At 73.1% G+C, this 18379-nt stretch carries 12 protein-coding genes; 8 read left to right on the top strand and 4 right to left on the bottom strand.

The genetic code is table 11. The features are described from left to right. Positions 1–362 precede the first annotated feature (362 nt). Complete coding sequence (locus ABD437_RS37395) at positions 363–1745, bottom strand: MFS transporter (protein ID WP_344653694.1); 1383 nt, start codon at positions 1743–1745, stop codon at positions 363–365. Positions 1746–1924: 179 nt separating this feature from the next. Here ABD437_RS37395 and ABD437_RS37390 point away from each other — a divergent pair, with 179 nt between their 5' ends. Next, positions 1925–4162 (top strand): putative bifunctional diguanylate cyclase/phosphodiesterase, encoded by a 2238-nt coding sequence (locus tag ABD437_RS37390; protein ID WP_344653693.1) that lies wholly within the window; start codon positions 1925–1927, stop codon positions 4160–4162. A gap of 16 nt (positions 4163–4178) precedes the next feature. Next, entirely contained in the window at positions 4179–5963 is a 1785-nt protein-coding gene (locus ABD437_RS37385; protein ID WP_344653692.1) for an ATP-binding protein, read from the top strand. A 2202-nt stretch (positions 5964–8165) separates the two neighbouring features. Here the strand turns inward: ABD437_RS37385 and ABD437_RS37380 are convergent. Next, positions 8166–8486: a winged helix-turn-helix domain-containing protein gene (locus ABD437_RS37380; RefSeq protein WP_344653691.1), complete on the bottom strand. Its 321-nt coding sequence runs from the start codon at positions 8484–8486 to the stop codon at positions 8166–8168. Further along, a complete protein-coding gene (locus tag ABD437_RS37375) occupies positions 8483–8719 on the bottom strand; it encodes a hypothetical protein (protein ID WP_344653690.1) in 237 nt (78 codons plus the stop codon). Before ABD437_RS37375 ends, ABD437_RS37380 begins: the two co-directional genes overlap by 4 nt. A gap of 168 nt (positions 8720–8887) precedes the next feature. Here ABD437_RS37375 and ABD437_RS37370 point away from each other — a divergent pair, with 168 nt between their 5' ends. The 6 genes from ABD437_RS37370 to ABD437_RS37345 all read left to right on the top strand — a co-directional run bounded on the left by ABD437_RS37370 (position 8888) and on the right by ABD437_RS37345 (position 17529). Continuing rightward, positions 8888–10045, top strand: a complete 1158-nt coding sequence (locus tag ABD437_RS37370; protein WP_344653689.1) for an exonuclease SbcCD subunit D — start codon at positions 8888–8890, stop codon at positions 10043–10045. A gap of 10 nt (positions 10046–10055) precedes the next feature. Beyond that, entirely contained in the window at positions 10056–13484 is a 3429-nt protein-coding gene (locus ABD437_RS37365; RefSeq protein ID WP_344653688.1) for an AAA family ATPase, read from the top strand. Beyond that, entirely contained in the window at positions 13481–14416 is a 936-nt protein-coding gene (locus tag ABD437_RS37360) for a hypothetical protein (RefSeq protein WP_344653687.1), read from the top strand. The genes ABD437_RS37365 and ABD437_RS37360 overlap by 4 nt, the downstream gene beginning before the upstream one ends. Positions 14417–14505: 89 nt before the next feature. Further along, the gene (locus ABD437_RS37355) at positions 14506–16101 is read left to right on the top strand and encodes an ATP-binding protein (protein WP_344653686.1); all 1596 of its coding nucleotides are present in this window, start codon (positions 14506–14508) and stop codon (positions 16099–16101) included. Between the two features lie 67 nt (positions 16102–16168). Next, positions 16169–16534 carry a hypothetical protein gene (locus tag ABD437_RS37350; protein WP_344653685.1) on the top strand — a complete coding sequence of 122 codons (366 nt, stop codon included), beginning with the start codon at positions 16169–16171 and terminating at the stop codon, positions 16532–16534. Beyond that, positions 16531–17529, top strand: a complete 999-nt coding sequence (locus ABD437_RS37345; RefSeq protein WP_344653718.1) for a 2-dehydropantoate 2-reductase — start codon at positions 16531–16533, stop codon at positions 17527–17529. Before ABD437_RS37350 ends, ABD437_RS37345 begins: the two co-directional genes overlap by 4 nt. Here the strand turns inward: ABD437_RS37345 and ABD437_RS37340 are convergent. After that, complete coding sequence (locus ABD437_RS37340; protein ID WP_344653684.1) at positions 17526–18344, bottom strand: enoyl-CoA hydratase-related protein; 819 nt, start codon at positions 18342–18344, stop codon at positions 17526–17528. The genes ABD437_RS37345 and ABD437_RS37340 overlap by 4 nt on opposite strands. Positions 18345–18379 lie beyond the last annotated feature (35 nt).

Below are 18379 nucleotides of genomic sequence, written 5' to 3'. Positions count from 1 at the left end.
TGTGCCCTGCTCGCACTGTGCCCTGCTCGCACTGTGCCCTGCTCGCACTGTGCCCTTCCCGCACCAGCCCGGTAGAAAAGGCCTGAAGCGGTCCCTGATAGGCGGGCTCCAGCCCGCCAAATCGGGACCGGTCCAAGGATCCTGCGGCGGGACGGGCCGGGCCAGAAGGGCGAGCGTCGAACGAGGCACACCCCGCCCAACCGCAACCCGGCGCACCCCGCCCAACCGCACCCGGCACACCCCCAGCAACCGGAGGGTGGGCCGGAACCCGCTACGGCGCGGCGGGGCGACTCGGGCGCAACCAGTGAGGGGCGGTCGCGGAAGCGACCGCCCCTCACCATGCAGGCGTAAACAACAAGCCCCTAAACGCCCGCCAACCGCGACGGCGACTTCCGCAGATACACGAACCACGTCACCGCGAAGCACACCACATACAGCCCGATGAACCCCACATAAGCCGCATCGGCATTCTGCGAGCTGAGAAACGACTGGCGGAACACGATCTGCACCAGCGCGCCACCACACGCCCCGATCGCCCCGGCGACGCCCACCAACGCGCTGGAGAGTCGCCGCGCCTCGTTGGCCTCCCAGTCGGCGTCGGCGCCGTCGGAGGAGTGGCGCTGCGCCTTGGCCCGGAAGATCGCCGGGATCATCTTGTAGGTCGAGCCGTTGCCGATGCCGCTCAGGATGAACAGCGCGATGAACCCCACGTAGAACAGCGGCAGCACCGAGCGCTGGGAGGCGACCAGCACCAGGGCGGCGAACAGGCCCATGCCGACGAAGGTCCAGAGCGTGATGCGGGCGCCGCCGAAGCGGTCGGCGAGCCAGCCGCCGGCCGGGCGGGCGATCGAGCCGAGGAGTGGGCCGAGGAAGATCACTTTCAGGGCGTCGACCGGGGTGACGCCCTGCACGGCGATCAGCACCTGGCCGAACGCGAAGCTGAACCCGATGAACGAGCCGAAAGTGCCGATGTACAGCAGGGACATGATCCAGCTGTGCGGGTCGCGGACGACGTCACGCATCGCGCGCTTGTCGTTCGAGGCGTGGGTGAGGTTGTCCATGCGCAGGGCCGACAACACGGTGACGATCAGGATCAGCGGCAGGTACACGCCGGGTACCAGCCGCGGTTCGACGTTCGCCGCCACTCCGCCGGCCGCCGCCAGCACGATCAGGCCGACGACCTGTACCAGTGCCACGCCCAGGTTGCCGCCGGCGGCGTTCAGGCCGAGCGCCATGCCCTTGAGGCGGTTGGGGTAGAAGGCGTTGATGTTCGCCATCGAGCTGGAGAAGTTGCCGCCCCCGACGCCGGCGACGGCCGCCAGCACCAGCAGCGTGCCGAACGACACGCCCGGCTCGAGCAGCACCGCGGTCAGGATCGACGGCACGAGCAGCAGGGACGCCGAGACGATCGTCCAGTTCCGGCCGCCGAACTTCGCCACCGCGAACGTGTACGGAAGGCGCAGGAACGCGCCGACGAACGCCGGGACGGCGGTGAGCAGGAACTTGTCGTCGGGAGTGAGGCCGTAGGCGTCCGGCGGGAGGAAGAGCACCAGAACGGACCACATGGTCCAGATCGAGAACCCGATGTGCTCGGACAGGATCGAGAAGATCAGGTTCCGGCGGGCGATCGACGCTCCGCCGGCCGCCCAGAAAGCCGGGTCCTCGGGGCGCCAATCGTCGATCCATCGACCGGATCGGCGTTGGGGAAGGGTGGGGTCAACGGGCGTGATCGTGGGCGCAGCCATCGGGATTCCCTCTCGGTCCGGCGTCCGACCGACCGTAAAAATCCGCTGTTTCCCCGCGGTTGGGCGTGCGCGACGCCCGCGCAACATCTCCCGCACGTTGCGGAACGGGGGCGGTGCGGAGAGAACGCTGCCGTTCGGGCCCGCGCGGTCGACAGGACCCTCGTGAGGGGGGAGCGCGGATGACCGAACGACCGGGGCGGCTCGCCCGGGCGGCGCTGCTCGGTGCCCTGCTGAGCGTGGCGTACCTCCCGGCGGCGTGGAACGCGCCGCTCGGCCCGGCCTGGGTCGGGTGGGTCGCGCCGGTGGCGACCGTGTTCGTCGGCCTGGCGGCGGTCGCCCGGCTGGTGATCGCGACCCCGCTGGAGGACGCGTCCCGGCGCTTCTGGCGCGTTCTGTCGGTGGCGGTCGGCATCATCGGCGTCGGCGGGGTCAGTCAGGCCTCCGACGTGCTGTTCGCCCCGGGAGGGCCCACCCAGGTCATGTCGCTGCGCACCGCGGGAGCGTTCCTCGTCGGCCTGGTGTTCGTCCTGGCCGCGCTGCTCCTGCTGCCCGTGGGCCGGCTCTCGCGCACCGAGTGGCTCACGTTCGGCCTCGACGCCGCCACGGTACTGGCCGGCGGAACGCTGTTCACCTGGTACTTCGCGCTGCGCACGATGGACGACTTCGAGTCGACGACCGGCTCGGCGCTGCCGCTGGTCGCGATCGTCGTCTGCGGGTTCCTGGGCGTGCTCGCGCTGCTGAAGATCTCGTTCGCCGGGGTGCGCGAGGTCGATCCGGGCGCGCTGCAGTACCTGGCGATCGCCGCGCTCACCGGCGCGAGCACCGCCGGGCTGACCCCGCTGCTCGCGTCCCGGCCCTACCTGAACACGTCGTTCCTGGCGTTCCCGGCCGCATTCCTGTTCCTCACGTTCGCCGCGGAACGGCAGCGGCGGGTGGCGCTGGCCGCGCTGGACGCCCCCGGGCGGGCCCCGCGTCGTCGCGCCGGTCGTGCGCTGCAGCTGCTGCCGTACGTGGCGGTCGCGCTCACCGACGTGCTGCTGCTCCTGAGTTCGTCGAGCCGGCCGGTGATCGTCGGCACCGTCGTGCTCACCGCGCTGGTCGGGGCGCGCCAGTGGGTCGGTTCCCGGGAGAACGGGCGGCTGCTCGGGCAGCTGCGGTCGTCGGAGAACCGGCTGAGCCACCAGGCCAACCACGACGGGCTGACCGGCCTGGCGAACCGGACGTTGTTCGTGTCGCGGCTCGAGGAGTCGCTCGGGCCCGGCGTCGCGGTCGCGCTCCTCGACCTCGACGACTTCAAGCAGATCAACGACCGGCTCGGGCACGGCGCCGGCGACACGCTGCTGGTCGCGGCGGCGGCCCGGGTGCAGAGCGCGGTCGGCCCGTCGGACACCGTGGCCCGCCTCGGCGGCGACGAGTTCGCGGTGCTGCTGCGCGGCCCGGTCGGCGACCGGCTCGACCGGATCCTGGCCGCGCTGGCCGCGCCGCTGCTCGTCGACGGCGACGAACTGCGCATCCGGGCGAGCATCGGGCTGGCCGAGGGGTGGGCCGGCGCGACGTCGAGCGAGCTGATCCGCCGGGCCGACGTGGCGATGTACGCCGCCAAGGCCCGCCGCGACGGCAGCTGGGCCCGGTTCGTCCCGGCGCTCGACGCACCGGCCGCCGACCAGGCGCGCCTGGCGGCCGGCCTGCGCGACGGGCTGGGCCGGGGCGACTTCCGGGTGCTCTACCAGCCGATCGTCGCGCTGCCGTCGCGGCGGATCACCGGCGTCGAGGCCCTGCTGCGCTGGCACGACCCGGAACGCGGCGTCATCCCGCCCGACCAGTTCATCCCGGTGGCCGAGCGCAGCGGGCTGATCGTGCCGCTCGGGCGGTGGGTGCTGCGTGAGGCGTGCCGCGAGGCGTCGGCCTGGCCGGGTGTGTACGTGTGCGTGAACGTGTCGCCGCGCCAGCTGGACGAGCCGGACTTCGTCACCGACGTGGCCGCCGCGCTGGCCGACTCGGGGCTGCCGGCGACCTGCCTGGTGCTCGAGGTCACCGAGACCGCGGTGTTCAACGGCGGCCCGGCCGTGGACGCGCTGAACCTGCTGCGCGAGATGGGCGTCCGCATCGCGCTCGACGACTTCGGCACCGGCCAGTCGTCGCTCGGGTTGTTGCTGACCTGCCCGGTCGACGTGCTGAAGGTGGACAAGTCGTTCGTCGACGGGGTCACCGAGCCGGGGGAGCGGTCGGTGATCGTGGAGTTCCTCTCGCAGGTCGCGTCGGGGTTGAGCCTGGACACCGTGGCCGAGGGCGTGGAAACCGCGGAGCAGGCCGAGCGGCTGCACGAGCTCGGCTACCGCAAGGCGCAGGGTTACCTGTTCTCGAAGCCGGTACCGGCCTCGACGCTGTTCCGCGACCGGGTTCTGTCCTACCGGTGAGGTAGCGTCCCGCGTCATGACGGCTGCACCGGAGATCGCTGGGGTTGAGCGGGAGACACTTCCCTGGGTGGGCCGGGTGCTCGGCACCGAGGACGCCACGCCCCTGCAGTTCCACGTGGCCCTGCGCGACGACGCCTACCTCCAGCTCGACGACGTCGTCGTCACCGTCCGCGACGTGCCGGGGCTCGGGCCCGTGCTCACCGCGGGTGTCGTCACGCAGGTCACGGCCCGGCACGAGGGCGCGCAGTTCAGCTCGGACGTGTTCCTGATCGCTGACGGTGTGCTCCCGGCCCAGGTGCAGGAGGTCGCCGAGATCGCCACCACCCGGGTGGAGCCCGAGGTGTACGTGCCGCCGCGCCCCGGGGAGCCCGTCCGGCGCGCCACCGGTGAGGAACGCGCGATCGCGCTCTACTTCGACCGGATGGAGCGCAAGGTCCCGGTCGGCCTCGGCCGCGACGGCACGCCGATCTACGTCAACCTCGACTTCCTCGACGGCACCCGCGGCGCCCACATCTCGATCTCCGGGGTGTCCGGGGTGGCGACGAAGACCAGCTTCGCGCTGTTCCTCCTCTACGGGCTGTTCCGCTCCGGCGCGCTGGGGCGGCGCACGGTCAACACGAAAGCGTTGATCTTCAGCGTCAAAGGCGAGGACCTGCTCTTCCTCGACCACACCAACACCAAGCTCGACGAGACGCTCCGCCGTCAATACGCGATCATGGGCCTGCCGGCCGAGCCGTTCGCGTCCACCGGCTTCTACGCCCCGCCGCTGCCCGGCGATCTGACCGGGCGTCCCGACGTGCGCGAGCGGGCGACCGGCGTGCACGCCTTCTGGTGGACCCTGCACGAGTTCTGCCGCGACGAACTGTTGCCCTACGTGTTCGCCGACGCGGAAGACGAGCGCAACCAGTACACGATGGTCGTCCACCAGGTCGCGGCCCGGCTGCGCATGGACGCGGTACCCGCCGGCACCGACGGGGCGATCGCCGTCGACGGCCGCCAGGTACGCACGTACGACCAGCTCGTGGACCTGATCTCCGACAAGCTCAGCGACGACAACACCCGGTCGGCGTGGGCGGGGCAGGTCACCGGCATCGGCACCGTCAACGCGTTCCTGCGCCGGTTGCGCTCGTCGCTGCGGGCGTTGCGGCCGCTGATCCGGGGCGACCTGCCGGATCAGGGTTCACGCCGCGTCTCCACCGAGAACCAGCAGCTGACCGTCGTCGACCTGCACAACCTGCCCGAACGGGCCCAGCGCTTCGTCGTCGGCGTCGTGCTGGCCGCCGAGACGCGACGCAAGGAGGAGGCCGGCGCCGGCGGCCTGCTCTTCACGATGCTCGACGAGCTGAACAAGTACGCACCGCGCGAAGGCTCGAGCCCGATCAAGGAGGTGCTGCTCGACATCGCCGAGCGGGGCCGGTCGCTCGGCATCATCCTGATCGGCGCGCAGCAGACCGCCAGCGAAGTCGAGCGGCGCATCATCTCCAACAGCTCGATCAAGGTGGTAGGCCGCCTCGACCCGGCCGAAGCGGGCCGGCCCGAGTACGGCTTCCTGCCGCCCGGCCAGCGCCAGCGCGTGACGCTGGCGAAACCCGGCACGATGTTCGTCGCCCAGCCGGAGATCCCGGTGCCGCTCGCGGTGGAGTTCCCGTTCCCGGCCTGGGCCACCCGCTCGAGCGAGGCGGGCGAGGCCGCGGTGACCGGGCCACCGCCCGGGGTGAATCCGGTGACCGGGGAGATCATCGGCGGGCGCGACCCGTTCAAGCGCCTGCCGTCCGCTCCGGCGGACGATGCTCCTTTCTGAGGGTTACGCCGGGTGGGCGGGGGTGGGGGGCTTCCGCGTCCGGCCGGCGGCGGTCGGCGCCGAGTCGTCCCGCCGCGCCGTAGGTGGTTGCGCACCCACCCTCCGGTTGCTGGGGGTGTGCAGGGTTGGGCATTTCTTGGGGTGGGCCAGGTGCGCGGAGTCGGCTGGTTTTGGTCGGGGTGGCGTCGGTGGGCCGGGTTTCGGCTGGGGGAGCGGCTTGGTCGGGCGGGTTTTGGCCGGGGGAGCGGCTTGGTCGGCGGGGTTCGGGTTGGTGACGGGTTTCTGTGGAGGCGGGCGCCGATATTTGGCGGCGACTCGGCGTGGGCTGTGCCGGACGGTGCCGGGATATTCGGAATGCCGGACTTTCCGGGCTGGGTCGGCGGCTGAGTGAGTGAGTCGAAGGGCGAGCATGCGCTCGGCGGCGCGTCTGGGTGAGTGCATGCCGATGCCGGTGGCCTCGCCGGCCAGGTCGCCGACGAGCGCTTTGAACTTGACGGGGGGTCTCTCGACGTGTCGCGTATATGGGTCACATTTGTGCGGGGAGCGTCGGCGGTGAGGTGCGCGTCGATCTTGGCCTGAACGGGCCGCCGAGTGGTGCAGTTCTTGCGGTTCAGGTGCGGTTCGGGGCTGACCCGCGTAGCGGGGTGAGTACGGGCTGAGCCCTGAGCCGCCGCGCAGTGCGGGGCGGGTTCGCTCCGGGGCCGTTCGGGGCCGTTCGGGGCCGTTCGGGGGCCTTTAGGGGCCGGTCGAGGCCGGTCGAGGCCGGTCGGGGTCGGTCGGGGCCGTCTGGGGGCGCTCCGGGGGCGCTCCGGGGCCGTTCGGGGGAGCTCCGGGGCCGTTCGGGGGGCGACGAGGGCTGGCGCGTGCGCCGGTGTCGGGTCGATCGTGGCGCGGTGCGTAGGCGCGCGGGGTGGGCCCCCGACCCGTTCCAGCGTGGATTCCGGAGTCGGTTGACCTGGGGGCATGGGGGCCGGTTTGAGGCGGCCCTCTGGTAGCGGTCCCATTCGGGTTGGTGAGGGCGCGCTGGAGTGGGACCACTGGACCGGTTCGAGTGGGAGCGCGACACGATCTGTTCAGGTGTTATCGCGTGTGGCTCGGAGGCCGCTCGCCCGGCCAGACCGTAGAGCCAGCCGTTCCAGCGCGGACTCCGGAGTGGGTTGGCCTGTGGGGCATGGGGGCCGGTTTGAGGCGACCCTTTGGTAGCGGTCCCATTCGGGCGGGTGAGGGCGCGTTGAAGCGGGACCACTCCGGTCGGTTCGAGCAAAAGCACGACACGATCTGTTCACGTGCCGTCACGTGCGCCTCGAATTCCGCCCGTCGGGCTGGTCCGTGGAGCCGGGTGTTCCAGGCCGGGCTCTTGAGACCGCTTGGCCTGCACGTCACAGCGGCTTGTTTCGGGGCAGCCCCTCTGAAGCGGTCCCATTAGCGCTGGTCAGGGCGCGCTGAAAGGGGACCACTCGGTCGGAGCCGGAGCCGGAGCCGGAGCCGGAGCTGGGTTGGAGCGGGAGCTGGGTTGGAGCGGGAGCTGGGTTGGAGCGGGAGCTGGGTTGGAGCGGGAGTCGGAGTCGGAGCGGGCGCGGGACTCGATCTGTTGCAGTGTGGCCACGTGGGCCTCGACTGCTGTTCGCCCGACCAGACCCATGGAGCCGGCCGTTCCGGCGCGGGCCTGCGAGGCCGCTTGTCCTGTACGTCCCGGCGACCTGCGCGGGGCTACCCTCCGGAAAGCGGTCCCCATTTGGCTGGTGAGGGCGCGCTGGAGTGGGACCACTTGGCCGGGGCGGGACACGGCCTGTGCGAGTGCGGTTACTTGCGCCTCGCACACCTCTTATCCAGGTGGGCCGTGGAGCAGGCCGCTGCACCGCCGGTTTTCGAGGCCGCCCGGCTTGCGGGACAGCGACCCGTTCGGGACAGCGACCTGTTCGGGACAGCGACCTGTTCGGGACAGCGACCTGTTCGGGACAGCGACCCGTTCGGGACAGCGGCCCCTTCGGGGCAGCGTTCCGGCAGGTGGTCCCATTCGGGCTGATCGGGGCGCGCTGAAGCGGGACCACTTGAGCGGGATCACGACACGGTTCGTGCGGACGTGACCACGCGCGCCGCTCGCCGGGCCGGCCCCGTACCAGCGCCGACTCTCCAGGCCGCTCGTCCTGCGGGACACAGAGGCCGTTCGGCACCCCTCCACGAATGGCCGGCACGGGCTGGTCAGGTCGCGTGGGACCACTCCGGCGGGGTTCGGGAGCGGGACACGATCTGTTCCAAGGCCGCCACGTGCGTCTCGAACGCCGCCCTCCCGGCCGGGGTCAGGCGCACCGTCGTGCGTGGGCGCTTGCCCACGAAGGCCTTGTGGAGCTCCACGTACCCGGCCGCGCTCAGCGTCGAGAGCTGCTTCGACAACGCGGAATCCGACAACTCCAGCGAGTCGCGCAGGTACTTGAACACCACCCAGTCGGCGGCCGCGAGTTGCGCCACGATCCCGAGCCGCGTCGGGGCGTGGATGAGCTCGTCGAGCTTCGGCGCGGTCACCGGATCACTCCGTTACGCAGCCGCCGGGTCAGCAGCGGCCCGGCCACGGCCAGCGTCGCTCCGGAGACCCCGGCCGCCCCTTTCGGCGGCCGGATGCCCGAGTGGAGCACCGCCCACAGCACCGCCGCGGCGGTGCCGAGCGCGAAGATCACCGAGGCGATCGCGATCACCGTCGGTACCCGGCTCTCGATCCCCGCCGTGTACACGGCGGACACCGCCGCGATCGCCGCCATCAACGTACCAGCGCAACGCTTCGAGCACCTCCTCCCGACCTCGACTGAATACTTGCCCACCAGGAAACTACTTTCCTCGATCCGACCAGGCGCGCGCTGGTCCCGTTCTGTCACAGGAGTCGGCTAGCGTCGCCAGAGACGTCGTCCCCCGACCGCGAGAGAAGAGTCGTGAAGTTCCTGCACACGTCCGACTGGCATGTGGGCAAGGTCCTGAAGGGCCGCAACCGCCTCGACGAGCAGCGCGCCGTCCTGCGCGAGATCGTGGCTCTCGCCCGTACCCACGAGGTCGACGCGGTACTGGTCGCCGGTGACCTCTACGACTCCGCGGCCCCGAGCGCCGACGCGCAGGAACTCGTCGTCCAGGCGCTGATGGCGCTGCGCAAAACCGGCGCCGAGGTGATCGCCATCGCCGGCAACCACGACCATCCACGCACGTTCGACGCCTACCGGCCGCTGATGAACATCGCCGGCATCACGATGGTCGGCTCCGTGCGCACCGCCGAGTCCGGCGGCGTCGTGAGCTTCACCGCCCCGCACACCGGCGAACCGGTGAGACTCGCGGTGCTCCCGTTCCTCTCCCAGCGCCACGCGGTCAAAGCGGCCGAGCTCGTCGCGAAGACCCCGGCCGAGAACAGCGCGGGCTACGACCAGTTGATCCGCGATCTGCTGAACACCCTCACCGCGGGCTTCGGTGACGACGCGGTCAACCTCGTCACCGCGCACCTCACGGTCACCGGCGGTGCGCTGGGCGGCGGCGAACGCGCGGCGCAGTCGATCTTCGAGTACCACGTCCCGGCCGGCGCGTTCCCGGCCGACGCGCACTACGTCGCGCTCGGTCACCTGCACCGGCGGCAGACGCTTCCGGCGGCGTGCCCGGTGGTCTACTCCGGAGCGCCGATCGCCGTGGACTTCGGAGAGCAGGACAACACCCCCACGGTGTGCCTGGTGGAGGCCACCCCGTCCACCCCGGCGCGCACCACGGATCTCCCGCTCACCAGCGCGAAGAGGCTGCGCACCCTGCACGGCACCATCGCCGAACTCGGCGAGAGGGCGGCCGAGCACGCCGACGACTACCTGCGCGTGGTCATCCGCGAACCGGCGCGGGCCGGCCTCCGCGAAGAAGTGCAGGCCATCCTCCCGGGCGCGCTCGAGGTGCGGATCGACCCCGAGTTCGCGGCCCCGCTGCAGACCACGCGGAAAGACACCCGCAACGAGCACAGCGGCCCGGCGGAGCTCTTCGCCGAGTTCCTCGGCGAGCGCAAGATCGTCGACGAACGCGTGCAGAGCCTGTTCACCCGCCTGCACGACGAAGTCACCACGGGCTGAGGAGGTCCCGATGCGCCCTGTGCTCCTCGCCATGGACGGCTTCGGCTCGTTCCGTGAGCCCACCACCGTCGACTTCGCCGACGCCGACTACTTCGCGCTGGTGGGCCCCACCGGCGCGGGCAAGTCCACGGTCATCGACGCGATCACCTTCGCGCTCTTCGGCAGCGTCCCGCGCTGGGACGACAAGCGGAAAGTGTCCTTGGCGCTGGCCCCGACGGCGGCCCGCGGCACGGTCCGGCTGGTGTTCGACGTCGGCGCCGAGCGGTACGTGATCGTGCGTGAGCTGCGCCGGGCGGCGTCCGGCGCGGTCACCGTCAAGAACGTGCGGTTGGAGCACCTGGCCGAGCCGACCGCGCTGGGTGACCTCGAGGACGACACCGAGCTGGTCGCGGCCGACAAGGAGGCCACGCCGGCGGTGGAGACGCTGCTCGGGCTGACGTTCGAGCACTTCTGCACCTGCGTCGTGCTGCCGCAGGGCGATTTCGCGGAGTTCCTGCACGCCCGCGCCGGCGACCGGCAGAAGATCCTGGTCAAGCTGCTCGGTCTGGAGGTCTACGACCAGATCGCCAAGGCCGCCAACACCGAGGCGGCCCGCGAGAAGCAGAACGCCGACCTGCTCGGCGAACAGCTGCTGCGGTACGGCGACGCCACCGAGGAGGCGCAGCTCGCGGCGCGGGCCCGGGTCACCGCACTGGCCGAGGCCGAGGGCCGGGTCGCCACCGCGCTGCCGGTACTGGCGTCCGCGGCCGCCGAGGCCACCGCCGCCCGTGGCACCGTGGCCCGCCTCACCGCCGAACGCGACCGGCTCACCGCGGTGGAGGTGCCGGAGAGCCTGGGCGAGCTGGACGCGAGCCTCCGGTCCGCCCGCGCCGAAGCCACCCGCGCCCAGGACGCCCTCACCGACGCCGAGGCCGCCGACTCCGCCGCCCGCGCGGCGGTGGCCGCCGCACCCGCGCGGGGCCCGTTGGAGCAGGCCCGCCGGGCCCGCGCCGAGCTGGCCGCGGTGCAGGCCGGCCGTCCCGCGCTGGTGGACCGGCAGGCCACCGCGGCCACGGCGCTGAGCGACGCGGAAGCCCGGGTCGCCTCCGCCGAGCAGGCCGTCGAGCAGGCCCGCACCGCTCAGCTGGAAGCCACCGGCGGGGCCGAGGCCGCCCGCGCCACCGTGGCCCGGCTCACCGCCGAACGGGACCGGCTCACCGCCGTGCGGGTGCCGGCCGGCCTGAACGAGCTCGATGCCCGGCTGCGCGCGGCACGCGAGGTGGCCGCACGCGCGGCCACCGCGCTCACCGAGGCCGAGGCCGCCGACTCGGCCGCCCGCGCGGCGGTGAGCGCGTCCCCGCCCCGTGGCCCGGTCGAGGAGGCCAGGCGCGCCCGCCGCGAGCTCGATGCCACAGTGGACGGCCGCCAGGCGCTGGTCGAGCGTCGCTCCCGGGCGGCGGCCGCGCTGGACGCCGCCGACCGCGCGGTCACCGACGCCAGGGCCGCGGTCGAGCAGGCCAGGGCGGCCCGTGAGTCCGACGCCCGCGCCCGCACCGCCGCCGGGTTGCGTCCGCACCTGGTGGCGGGGGAGCCGTGCCCGGTCTGCGAGCAGACCGTGGCCACCCTTCCGCCGCCGCTGGACGACCAGGACGGCACCGCCGACGCCGACCGCCGCATCGCCGCCGCCCAGCGCGCCGCCGACACCGCGTCCGCGGACCGCTCGACCGCGGCGACGGCCCTCCGCGACGCCGAGGCCGCGCTCGCCGCCGCCGACGGGACGATCGCCCGCCTGCAGGCCGCGCTGGGCGAGGAGAGCCTGCGGGTCACCGTCCACGGTGACGGGGCCGGTTCGGTGGAGATCCTCGCGCTCGCCGATCTCGAGCGGTGGCTCACCGCGCGCGACGCGCTCGACACCGCCGTCGTCGCGGCCGACCGGGAACTGGTGGCCGCACGCACCGCCCGCGCCGACGCCGACCGCGACGCGGCCAAGGTCGACGCCGAGTCCAGCGGCGTCCGGGCGGCGCTGCGCGAAACCCGCGACGCGGTGGCCGCGCTCGGCGCCCCGGCCGGCCTCGTCGAGGACGTCGCGGCCGGCTGGGACGCGCTGGCCACTTGGGCGTCGTCGGTCGCCGCCGAGCGCACCGCCGCGCTGGCCGAGGCCGGCCGGGCCGAGACCGCCGCCGCGGCCGCGCTCGCCACCGCGGAAAAGACGCTCGCCCGAGCCCAACAGCAGCTGGCCGACGCCCGGCGAGCGCACACCGAGGCGACGCGGGCCGAGCAGCGCGCGGCGGCCGAACTCGCCGCCGCCGACCGCACCGCCGAGGCGCTCACCGCCCAGCTCGGCGACTCTCCGGGCGCGGAGGAGCTGGCCCGGTCCCTCGCGGAACTCGACGCGCTCGACGCCGAGGCGCGCGCCGCCGACGAACGCCTCCGCGCCGCACGCACCGCGCTGGCCACCGCCCAACGCACCGCGCGCGAGGCTTACGAGCAGGTGGCGGCCACCGTCCGTGGTCTCACCGCGGTGCGCGAGCCGCTGGTGGCGCTGGGCGCTCCCGCGATCCCGTCCGACGATCCGGTCGGCGGCTGGCGGGCGTTCGCCGAGTGGGCGGAGACCGCCGCGGCCGACCGCGCCGAGCAGCTGGCGGAGGCCCAGCGGGCGGTCCACGCCGCCGACCGCGCCCTCGCCGACCACGAACAGGCCCTGCGGGGCCTGCTCGCCGACGCCGGGGTCCCGGTCCCGGCCGCGGACACCGTCCCGGCCCCGGATGACGACACCGAGGCGCCGACCGGCACCCAGGCCCGGACGCCGGGTGCGCGGCCGCTGGCCGAGATCGCGCCGGCGGCGGTCGCGCGGGCGCTCGCCGAGGCCCGCGCCGCCGAGGCACGCATCACCGAGCGGCGAAAGGAGTGCGCCGACCTGGTCGACCGCCGCGACGCCGCGGACACCGCCCAGCAGGTGGCCCGGCAGCTCGGCCAGCTGCTCCGGTCGGACGCCTTCCCGCGCTGGCTGGTGGCCTCCGCGCTCGACCTGCTCGTCGCCGAGGCCTCCGCGACGCTCAACGAACTCTCCGGTGGGCAGTTCGCGCTCACCCACGAGGCCGGCGAGTTCGTCGTCGTGGACCGGGCCGACGCCGACAGCCGCCGCCCGGTCAAGACGCTCTCCGGCGGGGAGACCTTCCAGGCGAGCCTGGCGCTGGCGCTCGCGCTCTCCGCGCACCTGTCGACGATGGCGGCGTCCGGCGCCGCCCGGCTCGACTCGATCTTCCTCGACGAGGGCTTCGGCACGCTCGACGAGGCGACGCTCGAAGTGGTCGCGGCGACGTTGGAGAACCTGGCCGCCGGTGGCGACCGGATGGTCGGCCTGGTCACGCACGTCGCGGCGCTCGCCGAGCGGGTGCCGGTACGGTTCGAGGTCAGCCGCGACCAGCGCACGTCCGTGGTGACGAAGGTGGTGCAATGAAGTTCTCCGTCGATGCCTGGGACCCGGGTTACGGCACCAGCACCGAGGACGACGCGGCCCGCACGAAGTCGTCGGCCCAGCTCGACCTCGAGATCGAGCGGCCCCAGACCGATTGGAAGCCGATCGAGCCCCGCCCGGTCGCCGCGCCGTCCGCGGTGCTGTTCGTCGACGGGGTGCGGCGCATCGACGCCCAGCTCTGGGTGCACGGCGCGAACGCGGCGTCGCTGGCGATCTGTGCGTCGTACGCGGCCGGGGTGGTGTGCTGCACCGACTCCGGGGCCACGGTCCCCACCGTGCAGGTCCGCCGGGGGGTGTTCACCGCGGCCGAGGACGCCACGCCGGTCACCACGTCGGCCGGTACCTACGCGCTGTACAAGGTGCGCCGCGACGACGCCGACGCGCTCAGCCTCGGGGTGCAGAGCCAGCTCGCCGACGTCGAGGTCCACGCCGCCCGCCTCGCGCGGGACCAGAACGCGACCGACGACGACCTGCTGGTGATCGACGGGCCGCTGAAGGGGCGCCAGCACCTGCCGCGTGCGCTCGGGTTCATCAAGACGCACAAGGCCGAGTACCTGCCCGCGCACCTCAACGGGGTGGTCGCGCGGCTGGAGGCGGCGCACCGGTCGCCGGTGTTCCGGATGGGCACCAGCTGGGACCGGTACGCGTGGTACCTCCGGCTGCCGGGCGCGGCCGGTGCACCGTGGGCCGGTGTCGTCCGCGTGGAGTGCGCCGCCGAGCTCACCGCGGCCGACGCGGTCGCGCTGGCGAACCTCAGCCAGGAGACGCTCTGCCGCTATGCGTCGGTCGAGTTCAAGGACTCCCGGGCACCGCAGAACCTGTTCCCGATCGCGGGCCTGGAGCGCGCCCTCCGCCGCCGTCTGGGCGACCCCGGCCTGCTCTACCGCGCCCTCCGCGCCGCCGCACGCCCCTGACCGACCTGGAGGCTGGGCGTTCAAGAGCGGGATCTAAAGGGTATAACCACGCATAAGCGGCTTAACTGGCGACGGAGAGGGGCTGGACCGTGCGGTCGGCGGCCACGCGGATGCGCTTCGGCGTCGCGATCGTGATCGTCTTCCTGCTGCTCGCGGCCGTGGTGGAGTTCGCCTCCGGTGCCCTGCACGGCGGGGTCTTCTCGCTCGGCGGCGCGCTACTCGTCGGGCTGATCGGCCTCCGCCTCGGCCGCGAGATCGCCCAGCCGCTGGACGTCCTCGGCGACGTACTGCACCGGGCCGCCGGCGGTGACCTCGCGGCACGCGCCCCGCTCGACGGGCCGGGCGGCGCCGGCACGGTCTACGCGGCGGCGAACACGGTGATCGCCGAGTGCGAGCAGGCCACCTCGGTCGAACAGACCCGCCGCCTGGTGCGCCGCCTCGCCGACCCCAACGGCGAGAACCCGAGCGCGAAAGGCCCCGAGGCCGCGCTCGCCGACGTCGTGCGCCGCGTCGGTACCGCGCTCGCCGTCGACCGGGTGTTCGTCCGGGTCACGGCCGGGAAACCGCTGGTCTCGCAGTGGCACCGCGACGGTCTCCAGCCGGTGTCCGACCAGCTCCCGCTGCTGCCGCCCGACCCGCGCAGCACCGAACCGGTGGGCACACCGGACGCCCACACCAACCTGCGCGGCGACCCGATCCTGTACGGCGACACCCCGCGCGCCCGCGCCGCGCGGACCCTCACCGAGGAGGCCGACGTCCGCGCGATCGTCACCACCCGCATCTCGGTGGCGGGAAAGCCGTGCGGCGCGCTGATGGTGATGGACAGCACCGGCCCCCGGAACTGGACGCCCGGCGAGCTCGACCTGCTCACGTCGATCGCCGCCGACCTGAGCCGCATGGTGGAGAATGCGCAGCTGCTCGCCGACCAGCGCCGGTTGGAGAGCGAGAAGCAGCTGTTCATCGCGACCGCGTCGCACGAGCTCCGGACGCCGCTCGCGAGCATCCTCGGCTACCTCGAGCTGCTCGCCGTCGGAGACTTCGGCGGGCTCACCGAGGACCAGCTCAACGCGGTCCGGGTCGTCGAGCGCAACACCACCCGCCTGCACGAACTGGTGCTCGACCTGTTGACGATCTCCGGCATCGGACCGGCTGGTGACCTCACCGAGCGCCCACCGGTGGACCTCAGCGACGTCGCGATGAAAGTGATCACCGAGGCCGAGGCGCTGGCCGCCGAGGCGCAGCTGGAGCTGCGCTACGAGGAGAAGGACCCGGCGACCGTGCTCGGCGAGTCGCGGCAGATCGAACGGGCGCTCACCGCGCTCGTGCACAACGCGATCGTGTTCACCCCGGCGGGCGGAACGATCACGATCAGGCTGGACCGCGACGCCGGGGAGGGCCGCCCGATCGGCACCGCGCGGCTGACCGTCGCCGACACCGGGATCGGTATCCCGGAGGCCGAGCTGGGCCGCGCGCTCGAGCCGTTCTACCGGGGATCGAACGCACTCCAGCGGGGCATCGCCGGGTCCGGGCTCGGGCTGTCCATCGTGGCGATGGTGGCCGAGCAGCACGCCGGCACCGTCACGCTCGCCGCCAGGGCCGGCGGCGGCACCGAGGCCACGATCCACCTGCCGCTCGCCCAGTACACCGCGGCCGCGGTGTCCGGCGCGATCATCGGCTGGCGCTAGAGACCCGTCGAAGGGGACGATACGGTTATCGTGAGCCGGTCTCGCCCTACGACCTGAATGGACTCATGTGCCGACGTTCCGTGTGACGCGCTACGTGCTCTCCTACGGCGCGGTGAAGACTGCCGGTGAGCGGCCGTTCCCCTGGCACTCGATCATCCTCGTGTTCGACCCCGACGGGCGCCCGCCGGTGTCCGACGCCGTCGTGCTGTTCACGCCCAGCAACAGCCTGGGCAACATGAACACGCCGAACCGCCTGACCGCCTACCTCCCGGTCGAGGACTTCGACACCTACCACCGCATCCTGCAGACCGAGAGCCCGGTCTTCGCCGAGTGGACCGAGGACAACGGGGGCCGATTGACCAGCTTCTACCTCAAGACGCAGGAGGAACCCGTCGGCGAGGGGCCGGTGGACCGCTCGGAAGGACCCGGCTGATCGACCGGGTCTGCGTCGTCGGGGCCGGCGCGGTCGGCGGCGTGCTGGGCACGCGGCTCGCCGCGGCCGGCGTCGGTGTGGCCGCGGTGGCCCGCGGCGCCACGCTCGCCGCGCTCCGCGAGCACGGCTGGCGTCTGCGTGACCGCGGCACCGGCGCACTGCTCACCGCGCCCGCCGCCGCCAGTGACGACCCGGCCGAGCTCGGCGTCCAGGACCTGGTGGTGCTCTCGGTCAAAGCCACCGCACTGGCCGACGCCGTGCGCGCGTTGCCGCCGCTCGTCGGGCCCGACACCGTGGTGCTCACCGCGATGAACGGCGTGCCCTGGTGGTTCTTCGCGGCGGGCGCCGGTATCCCCGCCGAGCTGCGGGGCCGGCGGCTGCGTGCGGTGGACCCGGACGGGGTCGTGGAGAAGACCGTCGCGGCCGAGCGGGTGCTCGGGGGAGTCGTGCACTACAGCGCGGCGGTGGCCGAACCCGGCGTCGCGGTGCTCAACGCGATCGGGCACGGGCTGATCGTCGGCGAACCCGACGGGAGCCGGTCGGAGCGGGTGGCCGACGTCGTGCGGCTGCTGTCGGACGCCGGCGTCCCGACCGCGCTCTCGACCCGGATCCAGGCCGACATCTGGTACAAGCTCTGGGGCAATATGACGATGAATCCGGTCTCGGTGCTCACCGGCGCCACCAGCGACCGGATCCTCGACGATCCGCTGGTGCACGAGTTCTGCGCCGGTGTGATGCGTGAGGCGGCCGAGGTCGGTGACCGGATCGGGTGCCACATCGACGAGACCGTGGCCGACCGGATGACCGTCACCCGCGGGCTCGGGGCGATGACCACGTCGATGCTCCAGGACGCCCGCTCCGGCCGCCCGATCGAGCTCGACGCGCTGGTCGGGGCGGTGCGCGAGATCGCCGCCGCGGTGGGCGTCCCCACCCCGGCCACCGACGCCTTGATGGGCCTGACCCGCCTCGCCGCCCGCGAGCGAGGCCTCTATTAGTCCGGCACGGCCCAGTGCGGAAGGCGGCTCTCCAGCAGCGCGGCGATGCCCTCCCTGGCCTCCGGGGCCTCGCACAGCTCGGACCAGAGCTTGACCATGCTCGGACCCTGTTCGTCGAGCCGGGCCCGGATCGGCCGGGTGAGCAGCTCCTTCGTGGCGGCCAGCGCCCCGGGTGACCCGGCCAGCAGGCTCGCCACCGCGAAGTCCACCGCCGCGTCCAGCATCTCGTCCTCGACGACCTGGCTGACCAGCCCGATCTCCTCGGCGATCCCGGCGTCGATCGTGACGCCGGTCAGGTACGCCCTGGCCGCGGCCCGCGGGGCGAGCCGCGGCAGCGTGAGCAGCGCCGCGAGCGTCGGAGCGAGGCCGATCCGCGTCTCGGTGAAACCGTAGCGGGCGCTCCGCTCCGAGATCACCAGGTCGCTCGCGCCCACCAGCCCGAGCCCGGCGGCGACCGCCTCGCCGTGGATGCGGGCGACGATCGGCTTCGGCAAGCGCACCATCGCCCGCAGCAACGCCAGGTAGGCCTCCGCCCAGATCTCCGGGTGGTGTTCGCCGGGCTCGGTGAGCTCGGTCAGGTCGGCCCCGGCGCAGAACACCTCGCCCTCGGCGACCAGGACGACGACCCGGACCTCGTCGTCGCCGGCCGCGGTGTCCATCGCGTCGATCAGGCCGGTCACGACCGGGAGCGAGAGCGCGTTCCGGTTGGCCGGGGAGTCGAGCATGACGACGGCGACCGCGCCGTCCAGGCGGGTCCGCACCAGCGGCCGCACCACGTCGACCGGTGCCGACGCTCCCATGGTCGATTGCTCCATATCGCCCAGCCTTGCACATTTCACCCCCGGGTGAT

It is taken from the genome of Cryptosporangium japonicum (assembly GCF_039524755.1).
GTDB classification, from domain to species: domain Bacteria; phylum Actinomycetota; class Actinomycetes; order Mycobacteriales; family Cryptosporangiaceae; genus Cryptosporangium; species Cryptosporangium japonicum.
Note: the sequence above shows the minus strand (reverse complement) of the source record. Positions and strands in the feature narration are given on the sequence as shown.

Coding starts and splice junctions, on each gene's coding strand:
- ABD437_RS37365 (WP_344653688.1), top strand. CDS start 10,056: ATGCGCCCTGTGCTCCTCGCCATGGACGGCTTCGGCTCGTTCCGTGAG.
- ABD437_RS37360 (WP_344653687.1), top strand. CDS start 13,481: ATGAAGTTCTCCGTCGATGCCTGGGACCCGGGTTACGGCACCAGCACC.
- ABD437_RS37375 (WP_344653690.1), bottom strand. CDS start 8,719: ATGGCGGCGATCGCGGCGGTGTCCGCCGTGTACACGGCGGGGATCGAG.
- ABD437_RS37390 (WP_344653693.1), top strand. CDS start 1,925: ATGACCGAACGACCGGGGCGGCTCGCCCGGGCGGCGCTGCTCGGTGCC.
- ABD437_RS37395 (WP_344653694.1), bottom strand. CDS start 1,745: ATGGCTGCGCCCACGATCACGCCCGTTGACCCCACCCTTCCCCAACGC.
- ABD437_RS37340 (WP_344653684.1), bottom strand. CDS start 18,344: ATGGAGCAATCGACCATGGGAGCGTCGGCACCGGTCGACGTGGTGCGG.
- ABD437_RS37385 (WP_344653692.1), top strand. CDS start 4,179: ATGACGGCTGCACCGGAGATCGCTGGGGTTGAGCGGGAGACACTTCCC.